Source organism: Salicibibacter cibarius, assembly GCF_016495725.1.
In the GTDB taxonomy this organism is placed as follows: Bacteria; Bacillota; Bacilli; order Bacillales; family Marinococcaceae; genus Salicibibacter; species Salicibibacter cibarius.
Genome location: NZ_CP054705.1, coordinates 4,326,164 through 4,342,194 on the forward strand (window position 1 = coordinate 4,326,164; position 16,031 = coordinate 4,342,194).

A 16,031-nucleotide genomic window follows, 5' to 3' on the forward strand; every position below is an offset into this window, starting at 1 on the left:
AAATCCTCCTAAGCTCGGCAAACCGATTTTATCTTTACTCTCCCTCCAACTTTCAGCTATATACTTAGTAAAATTTTCGCCGGCTTCCGGAGCGACGTCTCATCCCTTCGCCAACCGATCCATGAGCGCGATGACATCATCGCTTTGTTCCTTGTCTTCCGCCGTTTTGTTCAGCTGTTCATGACCGCACCGTTGGCAGACGTGGACGATTTGGTATCCCTTTTTCGAATGATAGCTCAAGTTCACCGGTTTCATAAGCCCTCCGCATACGGATGCACGATCACCGGGGCGCTTATCCAAATGCTTGGAATGAAGGCAAAACGGGCAATGATTTCGGTAACTGCCGTTCGTTAGCGGTTGTACCTCTTTTCCGCATTGCTCACATGTAAAACCGGTGTTTTCCGTTGTTTTGCTCAAGCCGATCCCTCCAACTGTTTACGATTAATAGCAATTGCTTCCATCCTCTCATATCCGTGTTATTTTTTCGAGTTCATGGACATCATGATGAAAAAGAACGAAGGAGGCGTTGAACACATGAGTAGAAACGAATGTACGTCCTGTGATGGGAGAGGTCTCTTGGCGGATGATGAAGGATGGCAATATCCTTGCACGATTTGCGGCGGTGACGGGATTTTTACAGAAGGCGACCCCACACATCCCGATCACCCCATCAATGTCGATGACATGAATCGAACACTGGAATAAAAGGTACGCCGGCTAAAATCGCCACCTCCTGTGGCAACGCCGGCACTAGCATCTCCTGAGTGTTGCTGTTGTCGCGGTTAACCGATGCCGCGGCAACCATATTAATCAACGCATTGATTTTTAACGTTCGCACACACTAAGCAGAAAAGGGAGGACCTTCGATGCAAAACCGAGAGAACGTCCATTTAACTTCCGCAAAATTGGCAAACCTTTGGCGATTGTACATCGCTGAAACATTGATTTATCAGACGTGATTCAATACACGTAGGAAGGACTGCTCCTCATCATCGATAAAGGTTGGATGGAAGTTCCGCCACAATTTCCTAACACTAACTCAAGGTAGGAGAGGCCAATGGAAAAAAAGGTCGAAGCCATTATATGGAGCATTGCTTTGCCGGGATTTGCCCAGTTGTTAAACCGATCCTATGTGAAGGGGATCCTACTGATTTTGATTGAAATCGTCGTCAATGTGCAAGGCAATTTGAACACGTTAATCGTGTTGAGTTTTCAAGGATATACCGAAGAAGCGGTTCAACAAGCGGATTACTTATGGATTATGTTTTATCCTTGCTTATATTTTTTTGCAATTTGGGATGCTTACAAAGAGGCCGGCGGTGACGGAAAACCGTATATGGCTATCCCTTTTGCCTCGGCTGCATTCATTACGACGATTGGCGTTGCTTATTCTTCCCAAGCGATCGTGGGAGTGGTTATCGGACCGATCTTTTTGCCGATACTCAGCTCTTTTGTCGGATTGGGAATTGGATTTGGCGCCAGGAAAATAATTAAGACGCTCACCTAATGACTGTAAGGAGATCGACCATCATGAAGAATTTTTCACCGACGAACAATGAGCGTCGTTATACCGCGTATGTTGGTTCCCTCAACACGACACAACTCCATAAACAAAATCCGTACATCGTTGCCTGGTGGTCGGCGGCAATGCCGGGATTTGGGCATATCCTGTTGTCCAAGCATCTTCGGGGTATCATATTATTCGCATGGGAAATCATTATCAATGTCATGTCAAAGCTTAATCTCGCGATGGTTTATTCTTTTAACGGGGAGATGGACATGGCAAAACAGGTCATTGAACCTAAATGGATTTTGATGTACATACCGGTGTATATTTTTACGATTTGGGATAGTTATCGGTCGACCGTCGATATGAATAAACAATTTTTATTGGCAGAAACTGAAAATGCCCCATTTCCCACTTTCAGTATCAACGCTTTGGAAATCAATCATTTAGAACAAAAAATACCATTTATGGCCACATTATGGTCGCTTCTCACACCCGGTTTAGGACAACTTTACATTCATCGGGTAATGCTTGCTTTTATTTGTATTCTTTGGTTCATTATTTTTGTCATTTTTTCGGATGTTCTCATCGCCATTCATCATCTTTTTTTGGGGCAGATTAATGAGGCAACAGACGTCTTAGACCCGCAATGGTTTATGTTTTTCCCATCGCTCATCTTCTTCTCGATGTACGATGCTTATGTCCATGCGGTGGAAAACAATAAACTTTATAAACACGTACAGCGGAATGTTTTGAAGGAAGACTATCAAGCAACACATGTCCATTTCCCTCGCCCGGAAGGAGGGGGGTAATGCAAATCTTCGCGACGTTTGAACAGACGACATCTCTGGAACTGGCTTTGGCGGCAATCGAACAAACAGGCATTCCAAAAAGCAGTATGTTAGCCGTGCCGCTCGATAATCGTAACGACCGCAAACTGTTCGATACGATTCAACAGTCGGACGGCGTCAGCTTATTTGACAAAGGGGCGGCGCTCGCCGTTGTGTTTTCGGTCATTTTCGCAAGCAGAGGATTTGCATGGGAATGGGGACCTATTTACTGGGGACTGATTGGTGCTGCTTTCGGCTTTCTGCTCGGGTTTCTCATTAACTTCATTTGGCTGAAAGTGTTTCATAAACGAAAACGATTGAAAAATGGAGAACAGTCCGAGGTCATTGTCGTGATCGATTGCAAGGCAGAAGAAATGGAAGCGGTCAAAAAAATACTATGGGAACATTTTGCTTTCGGTGTAGGCAAACTCGAAGACCAACAATGAAAGGAGACACCTTTTTGTGGAACGACTGATTTTACGGCTATTACTCGTGATTGGTTTGGCATGCTTGCCATTCACATTCGCTGGGCGAAATGTCAAAGAACGAGCTATTGTCTTCTTTTCTACAGGCTATTTCGCCAGTTCTGCTGCCCAGTATGTTGTGCGAGAAAAAAAATTGAATTATACAGTGCGTCCCCTTCGAAAGTATTTTGATACGAATGTCCTTTACGAGCACCTACTCCTGCCTCTCTTGTCCGTGTGGTTTATGCAAACAACGTCTCGCTCTAAGTTACCGGGAATTATCGCACAAGCCTTTATGTACAGCGGCGCGCACACTTCGGTCGAATACTTCATTGAAAAGAAAACCAAATTAATTAAATGGAAGAAATGGTCATGGGTTCATAATGTATGCGCCCTTACGATGGCTTTATTGGGAAGCCGCGGGATCCTTAGCGTCTTTAGATGGCTGTCAAAGCGATATGATGATTAGTGTAGCAAATATTGATAACCGAGGTGACAAACGTTGGAAACGAACCATCACTCGCCGTTAACGGCATCAGAAATCGGTACGCTTTGGGGTTTTTATCTAAAGAGCAGCCTTTCTGTCTGTGTGATGACCTATTTCTTAGAAAAAGTTGAAGACACGGGCATCCGTGACTTGCTACAACTGGTCAGGAAACAAGAACAAGATACATTGGCTATGATTGAAGATGTGTGTCAACGTGAGCAAATGGCGATCCCGGTCGGATTCACGGAGGAAGATGTGGACCCTTCCGCACCGCGCCTGTTTAGCGATGCGTTCATGTTGGAGTACGTCCGGCAAGTGGAGGTCGCGACAATTGCAGCCATTCCTAACGTCACGCGATCGGATGTAACGAACATTTGTCAATCCGGTCTGCAACTGGCGATGAAGAATCATGATATCGCCAAAGATACATTAGTGGCTAAGGGGCAGTACAGCCGACCGCCCGTGATTCCTGCGCCGAAACAGATTGATTTTGTGGAAAAACAAAAATTCTTGAGAGGGTTCTTAGGGGAAAAAAGGCCGCTGAGTGCCGTCGAGATCTCACATCTTTTTATGAATATGCAAACAAACGCCCTCGGCAAAGCACTCATGATGGGGTTCGCACAAGTCGCCAAGGATGCAAAGGTCACAAAATATTTGGTGCGCGGAAAAGAAATCGCCCACAAACACGTTGAAATATTTCGCTCGCTTTTGGCTGAAGAAGATTTGCCGGGGTCGGAATGTGGGATGATAACGTCATGACCTCATCCACCGAATCTCCGTTTTCCGACAAGTTAATGACCTTCCATACAACGGCGTTGGTGGACATCGGGATCGGCAACTACGGATTATCGACAGCCGGTAGTCCGTGACGTGACATAGGGCTGACGTATGCCCGTTTAATGGCAGAGGTCGCAGCGATGGCACAAGACGGCGGGGTTTTAATGATTGAGAACGCGTGGCTGGAACAGCCGCCGCCCGCGCCGGATCGGGACGCATTGGAGAATGAGGGGGGGGTGAGGCGTAGGCGGGCTCGCCTCACGCGCTCCGTTTTGGTATAATGTGATTGAGTGAGAATTCTGAGAAAGGACGTGGCGATGAAGAACATTAAACCGCGTGAAGTCCCTGCCGAGCTGAAGCTTTTGCGAATGTTACATCCTCGAATGCGAATGAAACCCCCCGACTACCAACGTTACCTCAATCTCGAGCAAGGCTATGCCGGAGAACTGATCATGGATGCTTGGTTGGAAGACCTATCCATTGATTGTCTCGTCATCAACGACGTCTTGCTTGAACAAAACCGTAATCTTTTTCAAATCGATACGCTGGTTATTTTTCAAGAAAAGATTTCTGTTTTGGATGCCAAGCATAATGACGGTGATTTTTACATCGACGGCGATAAGTGGAAGGCGTCCTCCGGCACCGAAATCCAAGACCCTCTGCTCCAAAGGAAACGGAGCATGACCCTCCTGCGAAAATTGCTTCAATCCCATCGAATTAATATCCCGATTGAATCCTTCCTTGTTTTTACTCACCCTGAATTTTACCTTTACAATGATTCCCCACAGCTACCTGCCGTTTTTCCAACGCAAATGCCTCGTTTTTTGAAAAAAATGAACAGCCAGACGTCGCGCCTTGGCCAGAAACACGAAAAAATTGCCGAGCAGTTGCTCGCGTTGCATAAGGATGAGAATCCACGTACGCGCCTGCCTGAATATGATTATGACGGGTTGAAGAAAGGTGTTGTGTGTTCGGGATGTCATTCGTTTATGCAATACCGCAGAAAAACATGGTTTTGTTCCGGATGTGGAATGGCGGAAGACAACGAAACAGTCGTTATGCGCAGCGTTGCGGAATATCGACTTCTGTTCCCGGATCGGAAAATCACAACGAACGCGATTTATGATTGGTGTGGATTGAGCGCGTCTACGAGAAATATTAATCGTATTCTCGCAAAAAATTTTTACCGTATTGGACATGGCATAGCGTCGTATTATAGCAATCGCTCAAAGGATCAGGCATAGGACTGATCTCAGGCGCTATAGGTACCGGGTGGCGACTATTTTCTGGTGATCTCCTGGTTTTTGGCGCCACACACGCCAGGTGACGTCTAATTTCGGGCGAACCCCCTGTTTTTGGCGCCACAACCGCCCGGTGGCGACTAATTCGCGGCACACAACCGCCACGTTACGTCTATTTTTCGTCGGCCTCCGCGTACATTTCGCATAAATCTGTTACTAAATGGCACGATAAGGTAAACGAGGCAACCGCCCGGCAGGTCGTAACTTAGAGGATGATCCATTATGTCGTTCCTTTTTATGAAAAAAAAGCATCAACAACAAATGTCACAGGTGCTCTCCGGAAATCTGGAGGAGTCGGTTCGTTTTATACAAGACGCATTGGGACAGAACGAGGATTTCGTGACGCGCCGATTTCATGTGTTCGGGAATTTTTCGGCGGCGATGTTCTACTTCTCGGACATGGTGGATCATATGTCGATCAACACTGATATTCTCAAAGCATTAATGTATGAACCCCCTCACTTGACCGCTAAGAATATTAAAAAAGAACAGTTGCTGGATGTATTACTGAATGAAACCATCTACCATAGTGATACAGAGCTGGAAAATCAGCTAACCACGCTTGTTCAAGAACTCTTAAGCGGGAAATCGGTCGTTGTCATCGAAGGTCTCGATGAGGCGCTTCTCATCGAGACGAGTCAACGTGAGAAAAGAGCGATCGACGAACCAAAGACGGAACAAGTCGTTGTGGGACCTCGGGAAGGGTTCATTGAACAATTGGGAACCAATCTATCCTTATTGCGTTACCGTCTGGCTACCCCTGCTTTTCGGGTGAAAACCCTTAAACTCGGCCATTTGAGCCAATCAAAATTGGCGATTTGTTATCTGGAGGGGACGACCGATGCATCGTTAATCGAAGAAGTGGAAAAACGTCTATCTTACATTGATATGGATCTCATCCCTGATATCGGCTACGTCGAACAATTCATTGAAGACAACAAATTTTCCCCGTTTCCACAGGTCCAAACGACAGAACGACCGGATAAAACGATTGCCAATCTGGCGGAAGGAAGAGTGGCGCTGCTTCTCGATGGTTCGCCGTTTGCTTTATTATTGCCGGTTGTATGGAACCAACATTATCAAACAACGGAGGATTATTCGAACCGATTTCTAATGGGGAGCTTTATTCGCACGATTAGAACCTTGGCACTCGTGTTTGCGTTAGTGACCCCTTCTCTCTACGTCGCCTTTATTTCCTTTCATCCGGAACTATTACCGACGGACTTTGCAGTCGCGGTTGCGAGCGGTAGAGCCGGGGTGCCTTATCCGGCCGTGCTGGAAGTTCTATTTATGGAGATAGCCATGGAGGTCTTACGGGAAGCAACCATTCGTTTGCCGACCCAAGTGGGGGGCGCGCTCTCGATCATCGGTGTGCTCATCGTCGGCGAAGCGGCTGTCCAAGCCGGGCTTGTCAGCCCGATTACCGTTGTCGTCATCGCTTTAGCCACGATCAGTTCATTTGCGACACCATCCTATAGCGCTGCATTTGCTTTACGTATGTTACGTTTTCCCATCATTATTTTTGCCGGCATATTTGGGCTATATGGCATTGTCATTGGAATCGTCTCTATCTTTAATCACATGCTTTCGTTAAAATCGTTCGGGGTTCCTTATATGAGCCCGGTTTCGCCGGGAGATGCGCAAGGATGGAAGGATGTTGTGTTTCGGGCACCGATATGGAGGCAATGGAAACGACCGGATTTTCTCCGTTCACCGAATCAAAGACGCGTAGACAGGAAAGAATCCGAGCAGATGTCCAATGAATCAAACAGCACACGCGATTAACGGAGCATCGTCGGGTCGACGGGAGGGTAAAAGGCATGGATTTTCCAAAAAATTTAACCGTTTACCAAACAACGGCCATCGTTATCAACGCGGTGCTCGGTGTTGGGCTTCTTCCTCTCCCGTTAATTGCAGTAAGAGCCGGGGATACAGGGGCACCAATGGTTACATTTTTGGCCATCCTCGTTACCTTGTTCGGACTTGCGGTTCTGACCATGTTGGGGATGCGATTTCCGGAGCAATCAATCATTCACTATAGTGAAGATATCATCGGCAAATGGCTGGGGCGAATTGGCAGTTTGTTCATCATCGCTTTTTTCATTACACTAACGAGCCTTGTCGCGCGGGAATTCGGGGAAGTCGTCATTACGAACATTCTCCCGGAAACGCCTTTGGAAATCACGGTCATCGTCATGCTTGTACTGGCTTCCATCTTTTCTCGCAACGATATGATGACATTCGCGTATATTCATGTGTTCTATCTCCCGATCCTCTTTGTACCTAGTATCGCGATCATCGCCCTTTCCTTAGGGGACGCGGACCCTCTTTACCTGCAGCCCCTGTGGGGACATGATGCAAGCGGGATGGTCACAGGTGTTTTTACTATCGCCGCGTTGCTGCAAGGCTCGTTTATCATCACTATGATTATCCCGTTTATGCGCGCCCCGGAAAAAGCAATGAAAGCTACCATATGGTCGATTGCGGCCGCGGGCGGTTTGTACGTCTTGATTGTCATCAATACGTTGGCATTGTTTGGACCGGAAGAAATCAAAAATTTACTTTGGCCGACGTTAGAGTTGGCAAGAACGGCAACGATCCCCGGGGAATTCGTGGAGCGGCTCGATATATTTTTTTTAGTCGTATTTGTTACAGCCGTTTTCACGACAATGTATGCAACATACATGTTTACCATTTATGCCATAAAACAACTTTTCCGGCTTCGCGATCATAAGATGTTTTCCTTTTTTATACTCCCTTTCGTCTTTGTTATAGCTATGCTTCCGCAAAACACGATTCAGATGTATGAAATTATTGAAAGGATTGGAAGGGCGGGTCTTGTATTGACCATCATCTACCCCGTTCTTTTATATGTGATCGCGCGATTGCGAAAGAAACAAGGGAGGCGTTCCCAATGAAGCGGATCGGTGTCCGGTGTCTCTTATTTTTATTTATTCCATTGATCACCGGCTGTTGGGACAGTGAAGACATTGAAAACCGGGCAAACGTGCTTGCGATTGCCATTGATGAGGTAGATTCCAACACAGAAGAAGAGGAAGACAACATTACCCATCTCGGGGATACGCCGCAAACAGAAATGATTCGCGTCACGGTGCAAATTGCCGTTCCGGGTGAAGTCCCTTTGGGACCGCCAATGGGTGGGGAAAGCGAGTCAGAACCGGTATGGGTGTTAAGTACTATCGGACATACACTGGAGGAGGCCATCAGCAATTTGCAACAAGAAATCGCCGAGCAATTATTCTTGGGGCAAATACGAGTGATTGTCCTCAATGAAGACGTGGCCAAAAAAGGGGTAGACAGATTCAACGAGTCTTTACGGCGCAACCCGGAAATAAGGAGAAGCGCTTGGATGGTTGTTTCCGCAGAGGAAGCCGCGCAATATATGGATATCGCCCCGGAATTGGAGCAAGTACCTACGATCTATCTTTCCAACATGATTGAGAATGCAGTCGGTTTAGGAAAATTTCCCGAAGATTATATGGGGTTATTTTGGCGAAGGACCTCAAGCAAAGGGCAAGACGGATACCTCCCCTATCTCAAAGTCATGACCAGTGACAATATTCAAATGAATGGCCTTGCTTATTTTAAAGGGGATCAAATGGTCGACAGTACAGAGCCGGTCGACATAGGAACTTTTATGGGAATTATCGGATTTCAAAAAGGCGGGTATGATTATTTTGATTCTGTCCCCGGAACAGACGCTCATGTACTAACGGAAGCGATTCAGCGTCAATCAAAAATAAATACCGAAATGAAAGAAGGAGAACCTCGACTTTCCGTAACGATGCGCTATGAATTTGATATTATTGAAAAAACGGATGACGACGTGGATTTAAGTGATCCACAAGTGATTAAAAGAATCGAAACAAAAGGAAGAGAGGGGCTGATTGATAATGCTGAACAGTTCATCTCGCAAATGCAGGAAGAACAATCGGATATTTTCGGATTCGGCGAATACATTCGCGCCAAACACCCCGGCTACTGGAAACGGGAAATTGGAACGAAAGAGAATTGGCATGAGCACTTTCAAGATCTCGATGTCGATGTTGATGCTAAGTACAATATCCGGCGTGTGGATACACAAGCAAGATGATGGGGGCACATGATGGAAATTGGATATACGAATTATGTGGTGACGTTACTCGTTGTGACCGGGATTCTCATCTTGTATTTTGATGTCAAGGCTTACGATCGGGAGAAGAAAAAAAAGGAAAAAAAGACAGCAACCGTCATTGGCAGCATTAATCTTTGCGGTGGCGTTTCCTTATTGATTTTAAATTGGATGATTGATCAATGGTTTTGGTGAAAGAGACGGAGGCGGTCTTTAATGCACGTGGGTGGCAAACGACTCGTTTTATTTCCTTTAATGATTCTTTTTTTAACATTGGCAGGTTGTTGGGACAGTAACGATATTGAAACCCGGGCTAATGTCCTCGCGCTTGCCATCGACGATGTGAAAGACAAGGCTGAAGCAGAAGAATACAAAATTAGCCATGACGAGGATGCGCCAAAAACAGAAATGATCCGAGTAACGGCGCAAATTGCCATACCCGGAGAAGTTCCGCTGGGACCGCCAATGGGAGACGAAGGCGAGTCAGAACCGGTATGGGTGTTGAGTGTTGTCGGCCATTCACTCGGAGATGCAATCAGCAATTTACAACAAGAAGTCGCCGACCAGTTATTTTTAGGGCAACTACGCGTGATTGTCATCAATGAAGACGTCGCAAAAAAAGGGGTGGACAGATTCAACGAATCGTTACGGCGCAACCCGGAAATTAGAAGGAACGCGTGGATGGTTGTCTCCCAAGAGGAGGCCGCACAATATATGGATATGGCGCCGGAATTGGAAGATGTCCCAACGTTATACTTGGCAAACGTCGTTGATAATGCAATCAGTTTAGGGAAGTTTCCCGAAGATTACATGGGTTTATTCTGGCGTATGATATCAAGCAAAGGCCAAGATGGATTTCTTCCTTACCTTCGGATCAAAGGACCGGAAGAAATCCAGGTCAATGGCCTTGCTTATTTTAAAGGGGATCAAATGATGGGCCATACGGATCCGGTCGATATCGGAACCTTTATGGGATTAATCGATTATACCCAAGGCGGATATGAATTTTTTGCATCGATTCCCGGAACCGATGCAGACGTTTTCATTGATACGGAGTCACGGGACACAAAGATGAAAACCGAGATCAAAGAGGGAAAACCCCGTGTGAACGTTAGTATTCGTTACGAACTGGTCATCACGGAAAAGGCTGGTAGAAACGCAATAGATGATTCACAAATCATTAAGGATATAGAAGAAAGAGCGAAAAAAGACAATAATGAGGCGGCCAAACGATTCATTAACGAGATGCAAGCGGAAAAATCAGATATATTCGGGTTCGGAGAATATATTCGCGCCAAACATCCCGGCTACTGGAATCAGGCAATCGGCACGAAGGAGAAATGGCAGGAAGTCTTCCAAGACATTGATGTCAACGTCGACGTAAGCAGCAACATTCGTCGCGTGGACACGGGCGCAAGGTAGGGAGTTTCATGCATAGAACGTTACCTTTTCCCAAACAATAAAGCTAAAATTGGGAGCGGTGATGATGAGCGAAACGAGTCATAAACTATTGACAGCCTCTGAAATCGGTTGCCTTTGGACGACGTATATTGCAAAAAGTATGTTACGATGCGTCTATATTTACAGCCAGCAAATCATTAAAGATGAAGATGTACGCACGTTAATTCAAGGAAGCTACGAGCAAACCGTTCAGGACATGGACACCATTCGTATGATTTTCGATGCGGAGAATTTAGCCATTCCGATCGGCTTTACAGATCAAGATGTGAACACGAAGGCCGATGCCTTGTTTGACGATACCTTCTTTTTGGACTATCTTAACAAGGTCGGAAAATTAAGTAACACGCAATATGCGACGTTTCAAGCCATGTGTACACGAAAAGATATTCGCGCATTTTTTGCCCACTGTCTGACAAACGCCAGCCAGCTGTACGATCAAACGACGGAAACAATGCTCGAGAAAGGATTGTTAATCCGTCCCCCGAATATTAGTCCCCCTCAACAGGTCGATTTTATTGACCGAACAAATTATAAGTCAGGTTTTTCGCTTTTCGGCGATAAGCGATCCCTTAATGCCATTGAAATCTCACATTTATACGGAAACCTAGAAACCAACGCACTCGGTATCATGTTATGCACCGGTTTTGGGCAAACAGCTAAATCCCAAAAGGTAAGAGACTATATGTTGCGGGGGAGAGATATTTCGAAAAAACACGTGAAATTATTTAGCGACTCACTCGTCAAAAGTGACATTCAAGCGCCAATGACTTGGGATGCGTCCGTACTGAACTCGACAGACCCTCCCTTTTCGGATAAACTCATGATGGTTCACACTAACTTACTTATCCAAGCGAGTATTGGCCGTTATGGTGTCGCTGCAGGCTCCAGCTTACGAAATGACCTTGTTACGATGTACACGCGCCTGACCGCGGAAATTTCCGCGTATGCAGAAGACGGTGCCGATCTAATGATCCAACACGAATGGTTGGAAGAACCGCCGCGAACGGTCGATCGTGAGCAAATCATCAAGAAAAAGAATTAAGAAGCGCATAATGGAGCAACTGTGATACCAAATAATGGCGATAAGCCTTATATTTGGCACTATCAGGCGGCTGTTTGTTTTCATGGCACCCCGGATTCGCGTTTTCTGCCTTGCAGAGGTGCGTTGGACGCTTCATCGCACCCCGGATTCGAAGCTTCTGCTATGCAGGGGTACATTGGGTGCTCGAATTCGGTTGAAGCTGGGCTGTTCAGGCGACATGGAGCGTTCATGATGCCCGAATACAAGAGCAGATTGGTCTTTCGGTCGCCATGAAGAGGTCATGACGCCTGTATTCGGTTGAAGCAGGACTTTTCAGGCGCCATGGAGCGTTCATGAAGCCTGAATGCAAGAGCAGATCGGTCTTTCGGTTGCCATGAAGAGGTCTTGACACCTGAATTCGGTTGAAGCAGGCTTTTCAGGCGCCATGGAGCGTTCTCACACCTCCGGATCCGGTGCTTTGGACTCGTAACCCAAATTATTTACTTCCCTTGTTCCTCTCGGAGCAACTCGGCCTCCGTTTGAGGGATTACTTAGCTTCCCTTGTTCCTTTCGGGGCAGCTCGACCTCCATTTGAGGGATTACTTGGCTTCCCTTGTTCCTCTCGGAGCAACTCGGCCTCCATTTGAGGGATTACTTAGCTCCTCTTGTTCCTCTCGGAGCAGCTCGGCCTTCGTTTGAGGGATTACTTGGCTCCTCTTGTTCCTCTCGGAGCAACTCGGCCTCCGTTTGAGGGATTACTTAGCTCCTCTTGTTCCTCTCGGAGCAGCTCGACCTCCATTTGAGGGATTACCACCAAATCTGCGTTTTGCCTTACTGTCACAAAGGAGTCCAATTGCAACACCAGAACATAATTATATACGAACTGGTAACCATAGAAATATATCCTTTACCAGAGGTGACATCCGATGTCTAATGCTCGATTGACAGCAGCAGAAATCTCTCAGCTGTGGGGCTCTTACCTTAATGACACATTGTCCGTTTGCATCCTTCGTTATTTTTTGGCACATGTGGAAGATAGCGACATTCATGCATTATTGGCCGATGCTTTAGCGATATCCGATGGGCATATCCAATCATTGACGTCTTTCTTTAATGATGAGCAATTTCCGATTCCTGTTGGATTCACAGAGGACGATGTCAATGTGAATGCCCCGCGCCTGTATTCTGACACATTTATGCTGTACTATTTGCAGCAAATGGGAGCATTAGGAATGAACGCGCATAGTATGAGTACCGCGTTATCGGCCCGACCGGACATGCACGACTATTTTTTTGCATGTCTAAAACAATACGGCGACATTCATGAAAAGGCAAATAATCTTTTGCTATCAAAAGGTCTTTTTATTCGCCCGCCGTACATGCCGTATCCGGAAAAGGTGGCGTTTGTACACAAAAAAAGCTTTCTCAGCGGTTGGTTCGGAGAACATCGCCCATTAGTATCACTGGAAATTACGAATCTGCATGAAAATATTCAGCGGAATATGTTAGGCATGGCAATGTTAATGGGGTTCAGTCAAGTGGCCAAAACGAAGGAGGTTGTCCAATATTTACTCAGGGGCAAAGACATGGCGGCCAAACACGTGGAAATATTCGGCTCCGTATTGAGCAAAGATGACATTCCCGCGCCCGTCACCTGGGATACGGAAGTCACAGCCTCTACGACTGCGCCATTTTCAGAAAAACTGATGATGTTCATGACGACAGCACTCATAGGCATTGGTATGGGCTACTACGGAACAAGCATGGCCGGCACCGTGAGGAGTGACATACAGACGCATTATATCCGTCTTAGCGCGGAAATTATGAAATACGCCGGTGACGGCGCAAAACTCATGATTGACAACAGATGGATGGAGAATCCACCGCAAGCGCCAGACCGCGATGAATTGGCAAAGCCTTAGTCATAAGCGACAAGAGCAGCCTAAATAAACGTTTGTTTAATTTTTGGAACATGAAAAAAGGCGCCCGTGGGCGCCTTGCTATTGATCTTTAATTAAAGATCAAGCTCATCGTCTTCTTCTTCGTCATCTTCTTCATCGTCTAGGCCGTCTTCGTCTTCTTCTTCGTCGTCAGCACCTAGATCGTCGTCTTCTTCTTCGTCATCTAGACCATCATCATCTAGGCCGTCATCTTCTAGACCGTCATCTTCTTCACCTAGATCTTCTTCTTCTTCGTCGCCAGCAGGATCGTCGCCAGCAGGATCATCGCCATTTTCTTCTTCGCCGTTGCATGCAGCTAGCATACCGACGGAAAGGATTCCTGAAAGTACTCCATAAAGTAGTTTCTTATTCATGATTAACTTCCCCCATTAATTGTAAGAGTTAGTTGTTAACAGCGCTTCCTGTTAACTGTGCTTATCATAACAACGTGTTGGACTCTCGTCTATGGGTTGCGGTTGTTTTTGAATGTCTTTATACATTATTTCATATTCTCTTATATTCTCACACCATCGCGAGAGCCGGTTTTTTCATCAATCCTTCCCTTTTTCACGTTCCACAAGCCCAAACATCAAGTCCATTTCCGCGACCACTTCACCGTTGACCGTTGCCGTACCATGACCTTTTCCGACCGAACCGCGTACGCGCGTCAGTGTCGTTTCCAACTTGAGTTGGTCTCCCGGTGTTACCTGCCCTTTGAATCGACAGTTGTCAATACCGGCAAAGACAGCTAATTTACCCCGGTTTTTTTCATCTTTTAACAACGCAACCGCCCCCGTTTGCGCCAGCGCTTCAACGATGAGCACTCCCGGCATAACCGGATAACCCGGAAAATGACCGTTAAAATAATCCTCATTGGCGGTCACATTTTTAAGCGCGAGGCATCGCTTTCCCACTTCGAGTTCCGCCACACGGTCAATCAATAAAAACGGATGGCGATGGGGAATAATCGCTTGTATTTCTTCTGTCGTCAACAATTTATGTACCCCCTGAAATATATTGATAAAGGTCTTGCCACGTCTCTACGCGTAATATCCGGAGCCCTTCCCCGTCACCAACGATCGAGTAGCCGGGGACCAAACCGACCATCACGCTTGCGAAAAGCAAAAAAGAACAATGAGAAAGCGCAGCCAAATAGGGACAAGACACACCTTTAATGCGTGTTGTTGTGCCTTTTTTCGCTACGCTTTTCATTTTTCCCTTCCTCGCCTTCGTTACGCATGATCATGAATAACCCCTTATCGAAGGCTGTTCACGAGCCCCATCATCTCATCTTGTTGCGTAATATTCCGCGCATGCATGCCGTAACTGCGTTGCATTTCCATCAAATTCGTCATTTCCGTAGCCATATCCACATTAGACTGTTCCAATGCACCTTGGGTGACTTGCTCAACACCCGCGGCATCGAACCCCAGCACATCGGCTCCGTCTACACCCAGCGCTGCCAAATCAGGGAGTTGAAACAAATTATCCCCAATCGCTTCCAACAGTTGCGGGCGTTCAATGGTCGCTACTTCCAATTCGCCCAATGTAGCGGTGCCGCCTCCTGTTAAATCAGCGACGAGCGCGCCATCCGGATGCAACGTAAAATCGCTCGCTTGACCGGGAACAACAAACGGTTCCCCGTCACCGTTTGTCAACACATCCCCCTCCCGGGTCACAAGTTGCCACGTATCAGCCCCCGGGGCAGTTTCACTTAAATAAAAGGCGCCATCTCTCGTAAACGCTTGTCCGTCTTCTGTTTGTACAGGGAAAAAGACCCCGGCTTCCGCCAACGCAAAATCAAGGGCACGTTCCGTTTCTTGCACAGCTCCTTGATCATAACGTAGCGCTGTTTGCGAAACGCCGGCACCATTTCCGACACGTATACCTTCAGGCGTCAAACGATTGCCTTCCGGTTGAGGCACACGTTGATGATCCATCTGTTGAAAAAGCAAATCGGAAAATGAATCCTCCCGGCGTTGATAGCCGGTACGGTTGATGTTGGCGATATTATTTGAAATCGTATCCATGCTTTGCTGCAATTGGCCCATTGTGACAGTCGATGATAACATAATCGCCCTCCTTATTTTCGACATATTTCCCGGGAAATA

General features: G+C 46.6%; 20 protein-coding genes. 15 read left to right on the plus strand and 5 right to left on the minus strand.

Annotation, left to right across the window (positions count from 1 at the left end; all coding sequences use genetic code 11):
• Positions 1 to 99 precede the first annotated feature (99 nt).
• Positions 100 to 417: an RNHCP domain-containing protein gene (locus HUG15_RS21810; RefSeq protein ID WP_200125775.1), complete on the minus strand. Its 318-nt coding sequence runs from the start codon at positions 415 to 417 to the stop codon at positions 100 to 102.
• Between the two features lie 117 nt (positions 418 to 534).
• On the opposite strand from HUG15_RS21810, the gene HUG15_RS21815 reads away from it, so the two are divergent.
• From HUG15_RS21815 to HUG15_RS21885, 15 genes are all read left to right on the plus strand, one after another.
• Positions 535 to 705, plus strand: a complete 171-nt coding sequence (locus HUG15_RS21815) for a hypothetical protein (RefSeq protein WP_200125777.1) — start codon at positions 535 to 537, stop codon at positions 703 to 705.
• A 352-nt stretch (positions 706 to 1,057) separates the two neighbouring features.
• Entirely contained in the window at positions 1,058 to 1,507 is a 450-nt protein-coding gene (locus HUG15_RS21820; RefSeq protein ID WP_200125779.1) for a hypothetical protein, read from the plus strand.
• Positions 1,508 to 1,530: 23 nt separating this feature from the next.
• Complete coding sequence (locus HUG15_RS21825) at positions 1,531 to 2,319, plus strand: hypothetical protein (protein ID WP_200125781.1); 789 nt, start codon at positions 1,531 to 1,533, stop codon at positions 2,317 to 2,319.
• Entirely contained in the window at positions 2,319 to 2,783 is a 465-nt protein-coding gene (locus tag HUG15_RS21830) for a hypothetical protein (RefSeq protein ID WP_200125783.1), read from the plus strand. Before HUG15_RS21825 ends, HUG15_RS21830 begins: the two co-directional genes overlap by 1 nt.
• Positions 2,784 to 2,799: 16 nt before the next feature.
• Positions 2,800 to 3,270 carry a CBO0543 family protein gene (locus HUG15_RS21835; RefSeq protein ID WP_200125785.1) on the plus strand — a complete coding sequence of 157 codons (471 nt, stop codon included), beginning with the start codon at positions 2,800 to 2,802 and terminating at the stop codon, positions 3,268 to 3,270.
• Between the two features lie 33 nt (positions 3,271 to 3,303).
• The gene (locus tag HUG15_RS21840; protein WP_200125787.1) at positions 3,304 to 4,047 is read left to right on the plus strand and encodes a DUF3231 family protein; all 744 of its coding nucleotides are present in this window, start codon (positions 3,304 to 3,306) and stop codon (positions 4,045 to 4,047) included.
• Positions 4,048 to 4,205: 158 nt separating this feature from the next.
• On the plus strand, positions 4,206 to 4,346 hold the full coding sequence (locus HUG15_RS23805) for a hypothetical protein (protein WP_425504067.1): 141 nt from the start codon (positions 4,206 to 4,208) through the stop codon (positions 4,344 to 4,346).
• 36 nt (positions 4,347 to 4,382) lie between these two features.
• The gene (locus tag HUG15_RS21850) at positions 4,383 to 5,309 is read left to right on the plus strand and encodes a nuclease-related domain-containing protein (protein WP_200125791.1); all 927 of its coding nucleotides are present in this window, start codon (positions 4,383 to 4,385) and stop codon (positions 5,307 to 5,309) included.
• 279 nt (positions 5,310 to 5,588) lie between these two features.
• Positions 5,589 to 7,151: a spore germination protein gene (locus HUG15_RS21855; protein ID WP_211202301.1), complete on the plus strand. Its 1,563-nt coding sequence runs from the start codon at positions 5,589 to 5,591 to the stop codon at positions 7,149 to 7,151.
• A gap of 35 nt (positions 7,152 to 7,186) precedes the next feature.
• Positions 7,187 to 8,284 carry a GerAB/ArcD/ProY family transporter gene (locus HUG15_RS21860; protein ID WP_200125795.1) on the plus strand — a complete coding sequence of 366 codons (1,098 nt, stop codon included), beginning with the start codon at positions 7,187 to 7,189 and terminating at the stop codon, positions 8,282 to 8,284.
• Positions 8,281 to 9,480: a Ger(x)C family spore germination protein gene (locus HUG15_RS21865; RefSeq protein ID WP_200125797.1), complete on the plus strand. Its 1,200-nt coding sequence runs from the start codon at positions 8,281 to 8,283 to the stop codon at positions 9,478 to 9,480. The genes HUG15_RS21860 and HUG15_RS21865 overlap by 4 nt, the downstream gene beginning before the upstream one ends.
• A 12-nt stretch (positions 9,481 to 9,492) precedes the next feature.
• On the plus strand, positions 9,493 to 9,693 hold the full coding sequence (locus HUG15_RS21870) for a CLC_0170 family protein (protein ID WP_200125799.1): 201 nt from the start codon (positions 9,493 to 9,495) through the stop codon (positions 9,691 to 9,693).
• A 21-nt stretch (positions 9,694 to 9,714) separates the two neighbouring features.
• Positions 9,715 to 10,920 (plus strand): Ger(x)C family spore germination protein, encoded by a 1,206-nt coding sequence (locus HUG15_RS21875; RefSeq protein ID WP_200125801.1) that lies wholly within the window; start codon positions 9,715 to 9,717, stop codon positions 10,918 to 10,920.
• A 64-nt stretch (positions 10,921 to 10,984) separates the two neighbouring features.
• Entirely contained in the window at positions 10,985 to 12,001 is a 1,017-nt protein-coding gene (locus HUG15_RS21880; protein ID WP_200125803.1) for a DUF3231 family protein, read from the plus strand.
• 905 nt (positions 12,002 to 12,906) lie between these two features.
• A complete protein-coding gene (locus tag HUG15_RS21885; protein WP_200125805.1) occupies positions 12,907 to 13,902 on the plus strand; it encodes a DUF3231 family protein in 996 nt (331 codons plus the stop codon).
• 92 nt (positions 13,903 to 13,994) lie between these two features.
• On the opposite strand, the gene HUG15_RS21890 is transcribed toward HUG15_RS21885, so the two are convergent.
• From HUG15_RS21890 to HUG15_RS21905, 4 genes are all read right to left on the minus strand, one after another.
• Positions 13,995 to 14,294 (minus strand): DNA primase, encoded by a 300-nt coding sequence (locus HUG15_RS21890; protein ID WP_200125807.1) that lies wholly within the window; start codon positions 14,292 to 14,294, stop codon positions 13,995 to 13,997.
• Positions 14,295 to 14,471: 177 nt separating this feature from the next.
• A complete protein-coding gene (gene fabZ, locus HUG15_RS21895; RefSeq protein ID WP_200125809.1) occupies positions 14,472 to 14,915 on the minus strand; it encodes a 3-hydroxyacyl-ACP dehydratase FabZ in 444 nt (147 codons plus the stop codon).
• Between the two features lies 1 nt (position 14,916).
• Positions 14,917 to 15,132 carry a DNA-directed RNA polymerase subunit beta gene (locus HUG15_RS21900; protein ID WP_200125811.1) on the minus strand — a complete coding sequence of 72 codons (216 nt, stop codon included), beginning with the start codon at positions 15,130 to 15,132 and terminating at the stop codon, positions 14,917 to 14,919.
• 44 nt (positions 15,133 to 15,176) lie between these two features.
• Complete coding sequence (locus HUG15_RS21905) at positions 15,177 to 15,992, minus strand: flagellar hook-basal body protein (protein ID WP_246516435.1); 816 nt, start codon at positions 15,990 to 15,992, stop codon at positions 15,177 to 15,179.
• Positions 15,993 to 16,031 lie beyond the last annotated feature (39 nt).